At 61.9% G+C, this 15,879-nt stretch carries 16 protein-coding genes and 4 tRNA genes; 11 read left to right on the forward strand and 9 right to left on the reverse strand.

The annotated features are described in order from the left end of the window. Positions 1–35: 35 nt before the first annotated feature. Complete coding sequence (locus tag BSY19_RS27800) at positions 36–737, forward strand: hypothetical protein (RefSeq protein ID WP_171905065.1); 702 nt, start codon at positions 36–38, stop codon at positions 735–737. A gap of 15 nt (positions 738–752) precedes the next feature. On the opposite strand, the gene BSY19_RS02250 is transcribed toward BSY19_RS27800, so the two are convergent. Both BSY19_RS02250 and BSY19_RS02255 read right to left on the reverse strand, forming a co-directional pair. Beyond that, a complete protein-coding gene (locus BSY19_RS02250; protein ID WP_069052686.1) occupies positions 753–1,313 on the reverse strand; it encodes a hypothetical protein in 561 nt (186 codons plus the stop codon). Positions 1,314–1,318: 5 nt separating this feature from the next. Further along, positions 1,319–2,056 carry a hypothetical protein gene (locus BSY19_RS02255; protein WP_210184371.1) on the reverse strand — a complete coding sequence of 246 codons (738 nt, stop codon included), beginning with the start codon at positions 2,054–2,056 and terminating at the stop codon, positions 1,319–1,321. A gap of 145 nt (positions 2,057–2,201) precedes the next feature. Between BSY19_RS02255 and BSY19_RS02260 the strand changes: the two genes are divergently transcribed. Beyond that, positions 2,202–2,513: a hypothetical protein gene (locus BSY19_RS02260; RefSeq protein WP_069052688.1), complete on the forward strand. Its 312-nt coding sequence runs from the start codon at positions 2,202–2,204 to the stop codon at positions 2,511–2,513. Between the two features lie 43 nt (positions 2,514–2,556). Here BSY19_RS02260 and BSY19_RS02265 read toward each other — a convergent pair whose 3' ends face one another. Beyond that, on the reverse strand, positions 2,557–2,940 hold the full coding sequence (locus tag BSY19_RS02265; RefSeq protein ID WP_069052689.1) for a hypothetical protein: 384 nt from the start codon (positions 2,938–2,940) through the stop codon (positions 2,557–2,559). A 344-nt stretch (positions 2,941–3,284) separates the two neighbouring features. Here BSY19_RS02265 and BSY19_RS02270 point away from each other — a divergent pair, with 344 nt between their 5' ends. The 8 genes from BSY19_RS02270 to BSY19_RS02305 all read left to right on the forward strand — a co-directional run bounded on the left by BSY19_RS02270 (position 3,285) and on the right by BSY19_RS02305 (position 8,683). After that, positions 3,285–4,325 carry a hypothetical protein gene (locus BSY19_RS02270; protein ID WP_069052690.1) on the forward strand — a complete coding sequence of 347 codons (1,041 nt, stop codon included), beginning with the start codon at positions 3,285–3,287 and terminating at the stop codon, positions 4,323–4,325. 914 nt (positions 4,326–5,239) lie between these two features. After that, positions 5,240–5,315 (forward strand) — tRNA-Ala (locus BSY19_RS02275). 30 nt (positions 5,316–5,345) lie between these two features. Beyond that, positions 5,346–5,421: transfer RNA gene (locus BSY19_RS02280), tRNA-Asn, on the forward strand. Between the two features lie 11 nt (positions 5,422–5,432). Beyond that, positions 5,433–5,507: transfer RNA gene (locus BSY19_RS02285), tRNA-Ile, on the forward strand. A 27-nt stretch (positions 5,508–5,534) separates the two neighbouring features. Beyond that, positions 5,535–5,609 (forward strand) — tRNA-Met (locus BSY19_RS02290). Positions 5,610–5,692: 83 nt separating this feature from the next. Beyond that, positions 5,693–6,457 carry a metallophosphoesterase family protein gene (locus BSY19_RS02295; protein ID WP_069052691.1) on the forward strand — a complete coding sequence of 255 codons (765 nt, stop codon included), beginning with the start codon at positions 5,693–5,695 and terminating at the stop codon, positions 6,455–6,457. Between the two features lie 215 nt (positions 6,458–6,672). Then, positions 6,673–7,125, forward strand: a complete 453-nt coding sequence (locus BSY19_RS02300) for a Ros/MucR family transcriptional regulator (RefSeq protein ID WP_069052692.1) — start codon at positions 6,673–6,675, stop codon at positions 7,123–7,125. 274 nt (positions 7,126–7,399) lie between these two features. After that, positions 7,400–8,683 carry a hypothetical protein gene (locus tag BSY19_RS02305; protein ID WP_069052693.1) on the forward strand — a complete coding sequence of 428 codons (1,284 nt, stop codon included), beginning with the start codon at positions 7,400–7,402 and terminating at the stop codon, positions 8,681–8,683. A gap of 16 nt (positions 8,684–8,699) precedes the next feature. Here BSY19_RS02305 and BSY19_RS02310 read toward each other — a convergent pair whose 3' ends face one another. The 3 genes from BSY19_RS02310 to BSY19_RS27345 form a co-directional block, all read right to left on the reverse strand. Then, on the reverse strand, positions 8,700–8,954 hold the full coding sequence (locus tag BSY19_RS02310; protein WP_069052694.1) for a hypothetical protein: 255 nt from the start codon (positions 8,952–8,954) through the stop codon (positions 8,700–8,702). Between the two features lie 56 nt (positions 8,955–9,010). Continuing rightward, positions 9,011–9,457, reverse strand: a complete 447-nt coding sequence (locus BSY19_RS02315) for a hypothetical protein (RefSeq protein WP_069052695.1) — start codon at positions 9,455–9,457, stop codon at positions 9,011–9,013. 149 nt (positions 9,458–9,606) lie between these two features. After that, the gene (locus tag BSY19_RS27345) at positions 9,607–10,779 is read right to left on the reverse strand and encodes a hypothetical protein (RefSeq protein ID WP_150129418.1); all 1,173 of its coding nucleotides are present in this window, start codon (positions 10,777–10,779) and stop codon (positions 9,607–9,609) included. A gap of 241 nt (positions 10,780–11,020) precedes the next feature. Between BSY19_RS27345 and BSY19_RS02325 the strand changes: the two genes are divergently transcribed. Next, the gene (locus BSY19_RS02325) at positions 11,021–11,641 is read left to right on the forward strand and encodes a hypothetical protein (protein WP_150129419.1); all 621 of its coding nucleotides are present in this window, start codon (positions 11,021–11,023) and stop codon (positions 11,639–11,641) included. 13 nt (positions 11,642–11,654) lie between these two features. Here the strand turns inward: BSY19_RS02325 and BSY19_RS02330 are convergent, their stop codons facing one another. The 3 genes from BSY19_RS02330 to BSY19_RS02340 form a co-directional block, all read right to left on the reverse strand. Beyond that, a complete protein-coding gene (locus BSY19_RS02330; RefSeq protein ID WP_236840366.1) occupies positions 11,655–12,704 on the reverse strand; it encodes an AAA family ATPase in 1,050 nt (349 codons plus the stop codon). 164 nt (positions 12,705–12,868) lie between these two features. Continuing rightward, positions 12,869–13,588 carry an RNA ligase family protein gene (locus tag BSY19_RS02335; RefSeq protein ID WP_171905067.1) on the reverse strand — a complete coding sequence of 240 codons (720 nt, stop codon included), beginning with the start codon at positions 13,586–13,588 and terminating at the stop codon, positions 12,869–12,871. A gap of 153 nt (positions 13,589–13,741) precedes the next feature. Next, positions 13,742–15,658 carry an MHYT domain-containing protein gene (locus BSY19_RS02340; protein ID WP_069052700.1) on the reverse strand — a complete coding sequence of 639 codons (1,917 nt, stop codon included), beginning with the start codon at positions 15,656–15,658 and terminating at the stop codon, positions 13,742–13,744. Positions 15,659–15,879: the final 221 nt, after the last annotated feature.

The following is a 15,879-nucleotide window of genomic DNA, read 5'->3' on the forward strand; positions in this document are numbered from 1 at the left end:
CTTCTTCGCTAGCACAGCCGACAGGGGAACCGACAATGCGAACAACGGGTGTTCATGTGCTAGCCTTCCTGGCCAAGCACTCCGGGGCCTGGGTGATCCCTACGCAGATCCCCAACGCCAAGGGCGAGGTCGGCAAGGTCTCCGGCACGATGCTGCGAGAGCTCAACCACGCCGGGCTGATCGAATACGGCAAGGAGCCCAAGCACAGCCTCTATGGCTATCGGCTGACGCCGCTGGGGGTGGAAACCGAGCTGGGCCTTCGCCATCGGCTGGAGAATTACGACAGCGTCTCGAAGCGCATCGTCGACCAGGAAGGGCAGGTCGTCGCCCTGGCGCTGAAGCTCGGCAATGGCCAGTGGTGCCTGTCTGACACCAACGGTACGCGGGTCAGCAAGGCGGCTTTCGCAACGCCAAAGGATGCACTCGCCGCTTTCGTCAATCGACAGATCGAGGACGGGATGAAGCGCCGCGCCGGCGGGGCCGATGAAGCGCCGCCGCGGAAATGGCCGGTCTTCGAGACCAAAGACCTCGGGGACGAGCCTGACGATGCCGAGATGCTGCGTCGTTGGGAGGTCTACAATTCCGAGATGCAGGTGATCATCGCCAGCGGCACCGCCCACAAGGACGAGGATGGCTGGTGGGTCGATACGGCCTCAGGCGAGCTCATCGGCCCCGATCCCGAGATCGAGAGGCCGCTGAGCGAGGATGAGCTTTCGAGGATGAAGCCGGGCCTTTGAGGGCCCGGCTGTCCATCAGGGCCGCGGGCCCGAGGCGTAGAGCGGAAGCACCTGGTCCTCGACCACATCGAGTGCTCCATCGAGGGTGGTCCTTGGGCAGACAAGTCCGTCCTGATTGGTGACGACGAAGACGCGATCCTTCGCCCGAAGCTCGATGCGAGCGATGCCGACCTCGCCTCCATCCACGCCGTCGATCTCGATGCGGTAGCACAGGTCATCGTCGTGAAAGAGCGACGGGCCGCCGATCGCCTTGAAGCCATCCCGTTCGACGATCAGCGGCAGGCCGAGTGCCTCGAGGCGTTCAGCCGCGGTCGGCTTGGGCGGTCCGAACAGATCTCCGAGCAGCTTGCGGGCCCCGTGATAGTCGCACAGCGAAACCGTGGTCGACCGTCCGGTCTCGTTGTCATGGATGATCACGGCCGGACGATGAGCGTGAGGGACCGTCAGGAAGCGATCCGGCAGCGCCTTCTTCTCGGCGGCGCCGACCATGGATCCGCGCATGGTGCCGAGCTCGGCTGCGGCGCTGGGGCTGTGCAGGGTGTCGATGCTGATGTTGAAGGGAGGCTGCTTGCTCATGGCTCTCAGATCCTGGGCGAGGTGGCGGCGGGCGTACGATCGGCGACGACCTGGTCGAGGAGATCGGGGAAGTCGATAACGTTGCGATAGGCTGCCTCGATCAGCGTGTAGGTGAGGTGGTATAGGCCGATCTCGGGGTCGTCGTTGTCCTCGATATCGACCAGCTGCGTGTGCAGGATGACCGCGCTCCGGCCGACGCGAGGATCGACCGCCGACGGCTGCAGATCGTCCAGATCCAGCTTCCGGAACTGCGGCGGTTGCCGGTGAGTGATCACCTCATAATCCTCGGCAATCGACGACAGGATGTCGTTGAAGTCGACACCTTCGGACTTGGCGTAGTCGATCATGGAGCCGAGCAGGCTGCGCATATCGGCGGAGAAGTCGCCGGCGAAGGGCTGCCCGAGGATCAGCGCGTGAAGGCGCATGACCTCCAGTGCGATTGCGCCGATGCTCTTGGGCCTGTCTGTGGGCTCCCAGACCGGCATTGTCTCAGGCTTGCCGAGCCCGATGTTCAGGATACCGGCATAGCGGCTGGGATCCGGCTGGATGTAGCTCTCCAGATAGGGGTCCATGGCCTTTCGAGGCGTGACGCCATCGACGACGGCACCAGGCTTGCGGAAGAGCACAAGCGCAGCGGCAGCTCGCGCGTCTGGCGCCTCGACCTCGAACTCGGCGACGCGATCGGCTGCCACCACGCTCATGGGCGCGGGGATGTCGGTTTCGCGGACGAGATAGAGGGGCATCAGGGTCACTCGCTGTCGATGTCATGACCACTGTACCCGCGGGGGCCGAAACCCAGAACTCCAGAGCTCCTATGGGAATAGGAATTCAATTGCGGCAGCGTCTGGTGATCCTATCGAAGGGGCTCATCAGCCAGAGAGAAACCCCATGTCGACCCCATTGATCGTGTTCATCCCGAGCTCTGTACGCGATGGCAGCACCGAGGACTTCTTTGCGATCGCGCCTGCCGGCATGTCTGAGGACCAAGCCAGGACGGCCGCCCAATCTGCCATCGACCACATCAAGGCCGGCGCCGCGTTCAACGACCCGGTCTTCTTCGATGGCGATCGTGTTGGCGGCGATCTGCGGGGGAGGCTCTCAGAGCTGGGCTTCACCCTGGCGGACGCAATCGAGACGGAAAACTGGGACGCTGAGGACGCTGGAGATGCCTGGGATGACGATGAGGGTGAAGAACGATAGCTGAAGTGCCGGCTGAGATTTGATCGAGAGGAAAGGTCCGTCGTTAGGGTGCGATTGAGCACTGCGGCGCATGCACGGAGTCCTCAACGAGCACAGTCCAGACTTCCACGATGCGCGCACCCGCATCCATCCCCGTGAATTTGGCAATTCCCGGATCACCTTGAATGGCACGACCATAGGCGACGACCGCACGCATTTGATCGACATCGAGTGCGCAGATACGCTCTTTGAAGCGGGCAGGTCCGTCGATGATCGCACTCTTCTCGGGAATGAGCGTCACGATCAGCGACGCAAACGCGAAGCTCACCTCCAAGCGGTGCATCAGCGTAACGGTAAGCCACGCGGGGAGGAAAGCGCGGTACTTGTCGCTATCCATGAATTGGATGATGGCTCCAAAATGGACGGATGCGCCATCGTCAAAATCCACTGAGGAAACTTCGTCCCAGCGATTTATGGGTCGAACATCTCCACCAAGAACACATCTGAAGAAGGTAGCCACCTCAAGGTCGCGGACGCACGTCGAAGGGAATGCCGCGACGATCTGGTCCAGAGCTGTATGCGCCAAGTTCACGGACGAACGGTTCACTGGCGCCACGGAGTTGGAGGATCGGAAGCACAACGCAGGCGCACAAGGCCTGATTGAAGGCGTGGACAATGACCAGAGATGGATTACGGGCAGTTTGATTCATGCATGATCCGGCGGGACACTGAATCAGTCAATCGCGAGAGATTCGATTCGTGCCTGCCCTTGATCCGTACCGAGATCAGACCGTGTCCAAGATCCTGGCACGCCAGACGGCGGCGGGATCCAGGGTCGCGGCGCGCGCCGCGTTCCATGACGTCTTCAGTTCCGTCAACGGCGTCTGCAAGCATCGCTTCCAGTCCGGGCGTCGGCTCCAGGGTGGCGAGCTGAGCGAGATCTTCAAGGCTTTCGAGCGCGACTTCGACGGCAACGTCGACTCGATCGCAGCCTTCGATGGCGATCGCCCCGCGACGCGTACCCGCCCCAAGGGCGAAGCCTTCGAGCGCATCCGCGTCCACACGTCTCCCTTCGAGAACGATGGCGTGGTCTGGTTGTGGACGACCAGGTTGTTCGCCTCCAGGAAAACAGCCGTCTTCGAGACGTCTCGACTGCCCTTCTCGTGGCTCCAGCATGCGGTCGCACGCGTGTTCGAGCGCAGCGAGGGAAACATGGACGCCAATCGCCAGATCGGCGAGGCGTTGATGCTCCACAATTTCATGCTGTCGGTCGCAGCCGATCTCGTTGCCGTCGAGAAGCTTCCGACGCGGCTGGCCATCCCGTGCGCCGACGGTATGCTTCTGGGAGAGGTCCAGGAGCTCAGGGCTCCAGAGGGGACGTCCAAGCGCTACATGTACGAGCGCGACTTCGGTGGCGTCTCGACCGTGCTGCCGCAGGTCCTGGCCTGGCGAGCCGAGGTCGGGAAGACCTGCACCTCCTGGCGTGCCTTCACCTTCATTGGCGAGCACGAGATGAAGGCAAACCAGCACGAGTACGTCGCGCGCTGGAATGAGCTGCGTCGCCTGTTCAAGGCGACGGCCGATCGGATCGTTCAGATCCAGCCTCGCATGAACGCGGTGATCGACACGCCGGCTGAAGCCGCTCCGGGTGGGTTCGACGCTCTGTCGAAGGAGTTCGAGCGAGCAACCGATTACGTGCGCCAGCTCCTCACCGACCCGGTCATGTCGTATGCGATCGGTAACAAGTATACGCCCAGGCCGGCGCCGGCACTGCGGCCCGCGGATCCCCAGCCCCTGGTCGAGCCGGCGGCCGAGTTTTATCCCGCCATGTGATCACCAGGATGGCCAGGCGGTCCTGGTACGACCTGGCATCTTGGAATCGCACTCACGTCTCATCGAAGTAGGCAGCCCGGAGACCGGCATCCTTGGCGAGCACCAGGGCCGCGGCGATGCGGCCGGCCTCGGTCAGGTGCAAGTCTCTTGTTCCTGTCAGCCGCGCAAGAAACCGGTGCCGAACCAGGCGCGCTGTCCTTCGCAGGCCGCTCGATGTTGCCCTGTCATGCCCCAGTTGCCCGTCGGCGAACGCTCGCCCGAGTGCGGCGACCTCACATTGCCCGCCGCTGACGAGGACATAGACGAGTGTCTCGCAGTCATCGGGGCTCAGCCGTGACCCGACACCTGGCCGGACAGGGAATGCCCTCGGTTTGAATGGTGCTGTGCTCGTCATCACCACGATGAGCGCCCCTCATGGATCATCGACTTGATCCTGTCGGGTTGACCATAACCTGATGTGCAGGCATATCCAATTGGTCCACCGCAGCAGGAATCACGCCCGCATGCACTTCCAGGCCGCCACGTGCGCAATGCCAGCCACCGCCAATATCGCGGTGCGCATCGTTGCGTCTGGAGGCGGCTAGAAGATCGGACCCCCGAAAAGGACCGTGAAAGCCAAGGGCCCCTCCGGAAACGGACGGGGCCCTTGGCTTTTTGGCGTGCCTTTGGAGCGCCCACGGCCAGCACGGAGATCGAAATGGAGGATGGAATTCCAGCAGCCAGAATGGCTGCAACCAGAGAACCGGCGCATCGAGCGCGAGACCAGATCTATAGACAATACAACAACTCGCTCAAAGAGCGTGAGTGATAAGCCATGTCGATAAGGTATTGATCGAAATTATATTGAAAATGCCCATTGACGGGTTCAGCAAGTCTGACTATATTCAAATCATCAACGACGGAGCCGGTGGCTTGGGGCTATAGCTCAGTTGGTAGAGCATCTGCTTTGCAAGCAGAATGTCTTCGGTTCGATTCCGAATGGCTCCACCACCGCCCGTGTGTTGATGTGCATTCTTCTGGTTCGGTTTAGCTCAGTCGGTAGAGCACTCGACTGTTAATCGAGTTGTCCCAGGTTCGAGCCCTGGAACCGGAGCCAAGAGAATGTGAGGACGAGTAGCTCAGCGGTAGAGCACGCCCTTGATAAGGGTGAGGTCGCAGGTTCGAGACCGGCCTTGTCCACCAGTTTTGACCGAAAGGTCGTTGTGTTGAAGCGGGATGGCGCAGTCTGGTCAGCGCGCGAGCCTCATAAGCTCGAAGTCGCGGGTTCAAATCCCGCTCCCGCAACCGCGATCCTTGGTGACCACCAAGGTTAGGCGCCGGGTCGGTTGAGCGTTATCGCTCCCGATCCGGCAGAGGAGCCAGAAGACTTGCCCAACCTCTGGATCCTGTCAGACCTCCATCGCGAGATCAAAGAGAACCGCTCCCTCAAGCTCGACCAACCCGAGGCCGACATCCTGGTCGCGGCCGGCGACATTCTCGACGGCGACGTTGTCGGTGCTCTTGAGTATGTCGACCAGCTCCGCGGCTCGCTGGAGGCGGTGTTTGTTGCTGGTAATCATGAGCACTGGGGCACATCGATTGAGGCTGTCTCCGAGCTTGGTCGACAAGCAGCAAAGCGCCTGGGCATCCACTATCTCGATGACAGTTTTGCTGAGGTTGGCGGACTGACCTTTGCTGGCGGGACGCTTTGGCATCCCATCGGGAATGCCGCCGAGAACGAGCGCCCCAACCTGCTGAAGATCATGACAGGTGCGCAGCCCGCGTTTCAGCTCGATCGTGAGCCATTCGCTCCATATGAGGAGCCCGTGCATGTCCAGGGCCCCGACATCATGGACAGAAGGGCCAAGAATTCCACGATCGCCAATCGGCACAAGCAGACCTCAGCGGTCCTGCAGTCGCGGTTTGCCGATGTGATCGTCACTCATCATCCGCCGACGATGGCCAATCTCGCGTCGCTCCCTAATGTTGGGCTGTGGGTGCATGGTCACATACATCAGCGCATCACAAGTCGTCACGGCGACACCAGGATCGTTTGTAACCCAAGAGGGAGCTACAAGCTGGTCTTCGATTTCGAACCGGGCCTCGTGCTGGAAGCACAGAAGATGGGTCACTGGTCTACGCCCGGCAGATAGCGATGAAATCGATCTGGATTGACCCTCCACACAACCCTCCAGAAAGCATCCATTCAGGACAATCAACAGAAATTTTGGGTGTTCTCGGGGGAAATCCTGACGAGGGTATAGGATATCCGGTCTCGCTTCCTATATGACGGCCTTGGTTACGCCTTTTTCTAAGGATGGATATCGCCATCCACGGCGATCCTGAAACTGAAGAGAAGAGATCTCACATGAACGAGCACCTGGCCGACCTCACCGCGACGATCGTTGCGGCATTCGTGTCCAACAACAGCGTTCAGGCTCAGGACCTTCCTGGGCTGATCGAGAACACCTATGGGGTTCTCTCGCGTGTTACCGAGGCCAAGATCGAGCCCGAGGTCGCCGAGCAGATCCCGGCTGTTTCGATCAAGAAGTCGATCACGCCCGACTATCTGATCTGCCTCGAGGACGGCAAGAAGTTCAAGTCGCTGAAGCGGCATCTGAAGACGTCCTACAACCTGACCCCCGAGGACTATCGCCGGAAGTGGAAGCTGCCGGCCGACTACCCGATGGTGGCGCCCAGCTACGCCGAAGCGCGGTCTTCTCTGGCCAAGCAGATGGGCCTCGGCCGCAAGGCCGCCGTCGCTGCCAAGCCGAAGGGTCGCAGCAACGGCAAAGCCAACGGCGCTGCCGCCCGCCACTGAGCGATCAGCAGCGAAGCCTTCACGCCCGCGGTGCCCTCGCGCACCGCGGGCGTTTCTATGTTCAGGGCTGTTGGTGGACAGCGTAGGAATTGAGTTGCAATTCTTGAGGATTGGTCTAGAACCACTCCAACGGCGACGTTGAGCGTTCCAGCAACGATCTGTTCGCCCTGGCGGCCATGAGCCGAACGAGTGACGCCGGATGTACGCGCGCCCGTTCTGGACATGGCCGTTTTCGTTTGTGGTGGTTTGCGCCTGCCTTTGAGACACTGCCCGGATGATGCCGCATCCCCTCTTCGGTCAGCAGATCCAGTCTCCGCTTGCGCGTCCCTTCAAGCGCTTCGAGCTCGGTACTGACGAGGCGTTGATCCCGTTCGACGATCACTGGCAGGCCTTTGCCGGCCTGCTTCCGTCCCAGGCAGAACTCGCAGTTGCGTCGGATCAGGCGCTGGTCGATTGCTTCCGCCTGCCTCCCGCACTGTTCTCGACGATCATCCCTCAGGCCCTTTCGGCCTGGCGCCAGAGCCCGTCTCGGTCTCTCGTGAACCTGACTGCGTCTTTGGCGATCCGGAACTTCCAGGGCCCTATCTTCAGCGATCTGGCGCTGCAGTCGCGCGTGATTGGTAGCGCCCTGTCGGCCGGCGCCGTACTGCCCGCTGATGTGCGATCGGTTTACGCGCCCGATCGCAGCCCCATCAAGGTGTCGACCTATGAGATCGCAGTCAGCCTGACCCCGGCAGCCTGGGAAGCCTTCAACGATCTGGCGCGAGGCTTCCGACTATGGGAGCTGCGTAACCGAGCAAGGGTTGTCCATGCCGGTCTGAAGCCGCCCAAACTGTTCTACCGCGGCATCCGCGATCGCGATATCGACGCAGGCCCGCTCGATCTGCGTGATGACGAGCCTTGGGCTTTTCGCGCCAGCAAGGCGCACTTGATGCGAAGGGATCACCTTCTGAGCCGTCCACTCGTCGAGGTGATGCACAGCCCGATCCTCTCCTTCACGGCCAATGCGGCCATCGCCGAGTATTTCGCCAACGATGAGGGGATGGTGTTCGACCTGCCGCCCCAGGACGTCGAGATCATTAGTGGCTGGGGGCTCGACCCTTGCCTGGGCGACCGCGATCAGGTGAGCGGTCGCCATGAACGCGAATGGATCGTGCGCATCCCAGAAGGCTATAGGCTGGGCGCCCATCAGGTCAGGAGCCGTTGCAGGGATTTCGCCTATGCCTCGCGGGATCCCGCCGGCATTGCAATGCTGCATCATGAGACCAGGGCGCGATACAGCCTGGGCGGCCGGCGCGTCGAGGCGCAGTTCTGTTACAACTCCAGCGGCCGCGGAGGCCGCATCTACTTCATCGTCGACGACGGCAGGATGGAGACGCGCGCGACGATGAAAGCTCGTACAGGATTTGACCCGTTGCCAGCGCCAGGAGCGGAGATCTCGGACCTGGTGTTTTTCACCCAGGACCGCTTCAGCAGGCGAAAGAAGACGATTCCGATCTTCTCCGAAGCCGAATGGCGCTTGGCGCACGAGCTAGATGCCGGATCGCCGGCGCCGTAGGCAACCCTAACCTGGATCAGGGTTTGGGTACGCAGGATGCCTCGGAGCTCGGCGCCGACTGCACGAGATCGCGGCGAAGCGAGGCTCGCATGGCGACGTCGGGCGAGGACGTATCGATCTCGGCCATGAATTTCTGATGCAGATTGCCGCGCGCTCCGACGATGTCGATGTTGCGCCGATGGGCCTCGATCGCGGCATCCCTCAGCGAGTGATCGCCGGCAGCAAATGCCATGATGGTGGCCTTGTCCTGATCGGACATCGTCTGTGACATGCTGATCTCCAACGGCTGTGGCCCAGATAAGCGCCGACCCAGCCCCTCGTGCAAGCTCAGGGTCGGCTCTGGGGCTGCTCGGCGGGCGCAATCCAGGGTGAGCCCGATCCGCATTTGATCTCGCCGAACCGGATGGTCATCGGCTCCTTGATCTGCATAGTGCCGCGCCCGATTTTGCCGGCCGTCATCTCCACCAGCCCGTTACGGATACGCGCCGTCCCCTTCGCGCTCACGAGTTCGAAATGGCGCGTCTTGGTGTCCGTCTTCTCGCACTCGACCTCGATGACCCAGGCGGTGACCGGCGCTGGCCCGACAGGCTGAAAGGCGATGCGGGTGTTGTACTGGAAGCCGTCCTTCCGGTTCTCGGGAACGCTCAGCGTCCAGGCGTAGTCCAGGTCCCGCACATCCGGGAAAAAGTCGGGCTGGATGTTCTGTGACTGCGCGGCCGAGCCAAGAGCCATGGCCCCAGCCAAGATCGCAACCCGCGTGATGGCCGTCGTCATACGGTTACCTCCAGTGCATCCGAGATCGAGACGCACCGTTAGGGCGCGAGCCATCTCATGCCGGCAGGATAGGGATCGCGCTCACCAAGGCAAGGATACGCGATCGGAATCAGCCAGGAAGACGTGGACTGGTTTACGATTCCGAAAGCTCAAAGGCCGAGCTGGTGGGAAGAGAGAGCCATCTCGTCGTCTTTGATGGCCGCGATCATGTCGACCAGGTCTGGGTTGCGAGCCTTCTCCGATGCCAGCCAGTGTTCGATGGTGCTGGCAATTCCCGTGGTGACCGCCTGGCCAAGCGACGTCCCGGAGATCGTGTCGGAGTGCTCGTGGATCAGTTCGGCATTCGCGAAGACCTGAGCCGCCCACTGCCGGTTGCGCGCGCCGGGATCGACGCGTGCTGCATGCTTGAGCTGCTGATGGGCGCTGGCGACATCGTCAGGCCAACCCTCGCGCCCGTTGATGATGTTGTCGCCCGAGCGAACCAGGATGGCTGACGCCAGCATGATCGCATCGTCACGCACGATCGAGTGCGGCGAGTGAATGATCACCTCGTCGTCGGTGATGCTTGCAGCCACACCGGACTTGGCTGCGATCTGCTCAGCATAGGCAATGGCGTCGTCGCGACGATCGGCTCTGAACGGGACCATCCAGTGGGAAATGTCCTGCCTGTAGCCGACGAAAACTTCAGGCGGCTTGCCGGGGAAATCACGCACACCGTACCACATCTCGGCCGCGAGCGACGTCGTCCACACGGTCCCATCGACGAAGATCAGGTTCTTCGCCAGGTAGTCCGCGGCGTCGGCCTTCATCTCCTCTTCGTTGTGCCCATGGATGCGACCGCCTTGCAGTGCCTCCTGTATCGTTCCGAAGTGGAAAGCCGACAGATCTCGGTAGCCATAGGAGCCCTTGCGGATTCCTGGCGGAACAGGAAAGTCGCGCGTGCTCCAAGACGGCGAGCCGTCGTCGCGAGACCCCAGCCAGACGCGAGCCGGGCGAGGGGTCGCTGCATCGCGGACAAACTCATCCACGGACAAAAGCCCGTCACCGCCTTTGGCCACCGCACCAAAGTGGCGCCCGTCATGGAATCGACTGACAATCCGATGTGGACCCTTCGGCAAGACCTTGTCGCGGTCAGCGCGATCATAGCTGCGGAAGCTGTCGTTCTGGATCCATTCAACGCCTAAAGGGGCCTCATCTGCCGTCAATGACGGGATCTGGACGAGAACTTTGCTGCGAACGGTGTGCGGCACCGGCCGCCGGGCGCGATACGGGATGATTTGAGCATTGTAGAGAAACGGCAGCTCAACAATTTGAGTCTTCAAGGCAGAATTCCCGTTCTGAGGTTGAGCCTGACGTTCAAAATTCGCATACCGACTTCGAAACTTCTGCCCGATTGGACGGTTCAATCATGTGGTCGGCAGCGATGAACATCACTGTCGCGCAACGGAAATCCGCCGGGGGGTGGCTTTTTGCGCAGTGGGCAATCATGGCCCGCCATGTTGAAAGCGACAACGGGACGTCACCATTTGGGTGGCTACGGCAGTATGAGAGGGGAGATTAAGCATGGAAGGCACTCGAACGAAGCCAAAAGCCGAGATCGTGCCTTTGAGCGAGAAAGAACGCATCGAGCTCGGCGGCTATTACGGCCCCAGCTATCTGCATGGCCACTGCGTCCCGCTGGCCTTGGCTTTGTCACGGTCGACAGGAAAGCCTTTGGTCGCGGTCCGGCGTCGAGGAGGGACGCTGGTACATGCCGGCATTCGAACCGGTGTGAAGCAATTCCGGGATGTTCGTGGCCCACTCGACGAGGCGCAGTTCGTGGCGCCGTATCTGTCGGCCGGGCCCTTGGCGGTCGAGGACGTCTCCGAGCAGGAATTGCTGAAAGAGGCGCCGACGAGCGAGGAAATGGTCGAACGCGCGACGCGCCATCTCACCGAATTGTTCGACGATCTGCCGGTCACCCACGAGAAGGACGAGAAGCTGCGCGGCTTCCTGGTGGCCTTGGGTGAGCTATGCCGCGAGCATGGCTACTGGCTCCGGGGCGACACCAAATCGTCAATCGTGCTCTACGAGGCCTATGGCGAAGAGGCCGGCTACCGCGCCAGCCATGTTCCGGGCGGCACGATGCACCTTGAGCGGATTTTGGATGGCGGATTTCCTTTTCCGACCGCTGACAGCAACTGACGAGCGCTACGGCTCAAGCAAAGGGTGCAGCTAATGGGCGCGGCGCCGGAGCCGCGTCCTCGCCGTCGAATGAGAAAGCGAGCCGCACGGTGCGATCGGGTGCGATCCAGAACACGCGATGGGCTTCGAGCGGAGTAGGGGGTTCCCAGCGATCGGCGTAGCGCTCGATGGCTGACTCGGGGATCGCCGAGGCGCGTTCACGGTTCTGCTTCAGCACCGTCTGGTATGGGGTGTCCAACGCGTGGATGCTGACATGACCGTCATAGCTGCGCGCCAGCGCGATGATCTTGTCCCTCACGCTCTTCGTCAGATTGGTCGCGTTCCAGCAGAAGTCCTGCTTGCGCCGCAGATAGACGCGCGCCTGTTCGAAGGCGTTCTGCAGCATGGTACCCTCGTTGTCCTCGTCTTCCCTCATTGCGTCGAGCGAAACCTGCGGAAGCTCGCCCAGGACCTGCCGCGCGTAGGTATCCTTGCCTGAGCCTGGCAGGCCAGACAGCAGGGTCAGGCGGCTGCCCTTGGGCTCGGGCGGCTCATAGAATGGCGACTTGCCGTTCTCGCGGCCGACGATGACACGAGCCTCGTCGTTGACGAACGGCCAGGGACGATCGAGACATCCGAGCTCTTCAGCGAACAGCCGAACGCATTCGAGCTCGACTTCGGCCTGCGCGCATCCGGGCGATATGCGACCGCGGTTGTCGGCCTGGGCGTGGATGACGAGGTCTCGTACCAGCGCCAGCTGCGAAAAGCGGATCACCTCCTGGCGCGGATCATCGCGATTGAGGATGTGGAAGATCTTCTGATGCCAGGCGATCAGCGCAAAGACACGCTCGCGCATGGGTGTATCGAGGCCGCTTCGCCAGAGGTGCCCCCAGGCGAACTTGGCGCCGCGAAGGGCGTGGCCCGGGTTGGACACGCGCTCACGCTGCAGCTCGTGGGAGAACTCGGCCGTCCGCGTCGCCGGCTTGGCGACGTCGTGGAAGAGCGTCGCCAGAAGCAATGCCCGCCGATCGAAACTGGTGAGAGTGTCGAAGAGCTCATGCTTCCGAAGAGCCTCGACCACCATCACCGTATGGGTCCAGACGTCCCCCTCGGCATGGAAGACGGCATCCTGGTCGCTTTCGGCCATCTCATCGCGCCAGGGCACGTGCTCGCCAATCGCAGCCCAGTCCAGTGGACCGGATCGATCGAGGAGATCGAGCAGGAGCTCAGCCTGCGAAGGTTGGCGTCTCATGACCTCATCCTGGCGGCCGCGGTTGCGGGCTCCGCATAAAAATCGACTCCGGGGGCGAGCTCGTTCTCGATCAGCACACGCTGTGACCAGTGCGAGCCCGACTCGATGATCGAACGGAAGAAGTCGTGTCGGATCCACTTGTAGCGCCCGACCACGAAATCATCGACCTCGTGCTTCACGTAGAAGCCCTCCGGCATCGCAGAGCGATCGGCTCGCGCCAAAGCCTGATCGGGATCGACACCTTGGCGGGTTGCGGCCTTAGCGAGAGATTTCTCCCAGTCTGGGGACTTGAACAGGGACGGCTTCATCAGCCTTGGGACGAGTTCGTCGCGACCAGGATTGCCCTGATGGACGACCGGAACGGACATGATTGGCAGACCATCGAGGATCTTCCGTCGGGCCGCCGTCGACAGATATCGACCGCTCTGGCGATCCAGGATGTCGAACTCGAATAGGAACGTCGACAGCCGGTCATAGAAGGCGGTGTGGTGGGCAAAGCACCACTCCGCAAGCAGCACCAGGCGATCGCCGAGAACTTCAAAGAGCCAGGCCTCGTTGACCGCCAGCCATGCCTTGAGAGGATCGAACTGGCGCTCCCTCGGGCCGCCGGTCAGAAGCTCACCGCGATTGCGAATGAAGGGTCTTCCTCCGTCGAAGAAGATGCCGACCTCGCTGCCGTCGAGCTTCTCCTCGAAGACGAGCGTTCCGGTCGACAAAGACCTCACACTGACCTGGCCGGCCTCGCTCGCGCCGGCTGCCAGGCGACTTCCGACGAGATGGTGGGTGCGAGGAGAGCGAGGCGGGACGTACATGGGCTGCCAGAAACTGAAGGCCAGAGCTGATACCGGGCGAAGGACGCGGCGTCGACTTCAAGCCACGATGGACAGGGCAGGCGCCGTCTGCTCGGCATCCGACTGCTGGACATGGCGGGGCAGCAGGATCTCGACGCAGGTACCTTCGCCTACAGTGCTGGTAATGCGCACCAGCCCCTCCGACTGGCGAACGAACCCATGGACCATGCTCAGGCCCAAGCCTGTGCCGACGCCCGGCCCCTTGGTCGTAAAGAAGGGCTCGAACACCTTGGACAGCGTCGCAGAGTCCATGCCGGCACCCGTGTCGGACACGCAGATCCGCACGAATTCGCCGGGACGTCCGTCGAGATACTGCCTGCAGCTGACCTCATCCAGAGTGACGTTTCTCGTCGAAATCGACAGAAGGCCGCGCCCATCCATGGCGTGCTTGCCGTTGACGGCGAGATTGACGATCGCGTTTTCAAGCTGGCTCGGATCGATCAGGGATGACCAGCTCTGGGAGGTGAAGTCCGTTTCGAGCCGGATCCCCGAGCCGATGCTCTGCCGCAGGAGCTCGACCATCCCCAGCATCAGCTCGTTCACCTCGATCACCTCCGGAGCCAGAGGCTCCTGGCGAGCGAAAGCGAGAAGCCTCCGCGTGAGTGCGGCCGCGCGCTGGGCGCCATCGAGAGCCTGGGTGACGTTCTTCCGGGCACGATCGTACTTCTTGGCCTCGAAGCCGCGCTCGGCGAATTCCAGATTGCCCAGGACGATGGTGAGCAGATTGTTGAAGTCGTGCGCGATCCCACCGGTGAGCTGGCCGAGAGCCTCGACCTTCTGGGACTGCACGAGCTGCGCGCGCGTCTCCTCGAGGCAGATCTCGGCCTGATGCTTGCGGGTGACGTCGCGAACGATGCGGGAGAACCCGACGAGCTTGCCGTCCTCGAAGACGGGGAAGACGACAGACGCAGCGTAGAACGGTGACCCATCCTTGCGCTGGCGCCAGCCTTCCTCCTCGAAGCGCCCGACACGCAACGCTTCATCCAGCATAGCAAGTCCCCCCTCCGCGGTGCGCCGGGCATCGGGATGAAACTCGGTGATGCTGCGCCCGAGCACATCGCCGGCACGGTATCCGAACAGGGCCTCGGCGCCGGCGTTCCAGTTCACGATCACACCGGCCTCGTCGAGCATGTAGATCGCGTAATCGGGCACGGCATCGACCAGGCTTCGGAACTGTCGCTCGCTTTCGCGAAGTCGGACGGCTTCCCGGCCGGCGACTGCCGCGACATGACGATCGACCGCGGCCGCGCCCAGACCGGTTGCCAGGATGAGCAGCGTTCCAAATACGGTGACCAGAGCGAGTTGCTCGGGACCAAAGAGGCGCTCGGGTGCTTCAACAACCGTATTGCAGATGAAGCTCACGCCGGATTGGGCGACGTAATGCATGGCCGAGACGGCAAAGCCCAGCATCATCGCCGCACCAACGCGACGCTTGAGGTCGCTCGGACGGAACGCGACCCACAAGGCGACAATGCAGGACACCAGGGCGGCGACGACCGCGAACGCGATATGGGTCGGTCCGTGGATGACCTGCGCATCCACGATGATCCCGGCCATGCTGATGTAATGCATCGAGACGATGCCGATGGTCATGACGAAGCCGGCAGCCATGATCGCGACCCAGGACCCGCCGGCAAATGTCACGATGGCAAAAGCGGCGCCTGTGAGCCCGACGGCCGACAGCAGCGAGAAGAGGGTCGGCAGGAAATCATGCTCGACCGCCACTGGGAGCTGCAATGCGAGCATTCCCAGAAAATGCATCGTCCAGATGCCGCCACCCATGACAACCGCCGACGTCGCGAGCCAGGCCGCCCGCATCGTCCCGCCGCTCTCTCTCGCGCGAGCCGACAGATCCAAAGCGGTATAGGAAGCCAGCAAGGCCATGACCACCGACAGCGTGACGAGCACGGGCGGGTGAGATGCGCTCACGATCATTCCGGGTTCCTCTTTTGCGGAGGTTCGCTGCCTGACGCAGTCGGCGAACAAGCTTCTGTCGGTCAGTCCTATGGCGACAAGCAAGGAATGTCCACGAACGACGGTCATTAACTGTGAATAGAGCACGCAATCCGCATTCAAATAAGGTCCAGTAGGTGGCCTTCCGAGATCGTTCCCGACCAGCTCGATCTAATCCTTGAGGAAGTCGCTTGACACAGGCG

It is taken from the genome of Bosea sp. RAC05, from assembly GCF_001713455.1.
Lineage (GTDB): Bacteria > Pseudomonadota > Alphaproteobacteria > Rhizobiales > Beijerinckiaceae > Allobosea.

What these genes read in the sequence shown, in the direction of transcription:
- BSY19_RS02300 (WP_069052692.1), top strand. Translation starts at nt 6,673, where the DNA reads ATGAACGAGCACCTGGCCGACCTCACCGCGACGATCGTTGCGGCATTC.
- BSY19_RS02340 (WP_069052700.1), bottom strand. Translation starts at nt 15,658, where the DNA reads ATGATCGTGAGCGCATCTCACCCGCCCGTGCTCGTCACGCTGTCGGTG.
- BSY19_RS02315 (WP_069052695.1), bottom strand. Translation starts at nt 9,457, where the DNA reads ATGACGACGGCCATCACGCGGGTTGCGATCTTGGCTGGGGCCATGGCT.
- BSY19_RS02255 (WP_210184371.1), bottom strand. Translation starts at nt 2,056, where the DNA reads ATGCCCCTCTATCTCGTCCGCGAAACCGACATCCCCGCGCCCATGAGC.
- BSY19_RS02305 (WP_069052693.1), top strand. Translation starts at nt 7,400, where the DNA reads ATGATGCCGCATCCCCTCTTCGGTCAGCAGATCCAGTCTCCGCTTGCG.
- BSY19_RS02250 (WP_069052686.1), bottom strand. Translation starts at nt 1,313, where the DNA reads ATGAGCAAGCAGCCTCCCTTCAACATCAGCATCGACACCCTGCACAGC.
- BSY19_RS02325 (WP_150129419.1), top strand. Translation starts at nt 11,021, where the DNA reads ATGGAAGGCACTCGAACGAAGCCAAAAGCCGAGATCGTGCCTTTGAGC.
- BSY19_RS27800 (WP_171905065.1), top strand. Translation starts at nt 36, where the DNA reads ATGCGAACAACGGGTGTTCATGTGCTAGCCTTCCTGGCCAAGCACTCC.
- BSY19_RS02310 (WP_069052694.1), bottom strand. Translation starts at nt 8,954, where the DNA reads ATGTCACAGACGATGTCCGATCAGGACAAGGCCACCATCATGGCATTT.
- BSY19_RS02330 (WP_236840366.1), bottom strand. Translation starts at nt 12,704, where the DNA reads ATGGTGGTCGAGGCTCTTCGGAAGCATGAGCTCTTCGACACTCTCACC.
- BSY19_RS02260 (WP_069052688.1), top strand. Translation starts at nt 2,202, where the DNA reads ATGTCGACCCCATTGATCGTGTTCATCCCGAGCTCTGTACGCGATGGC.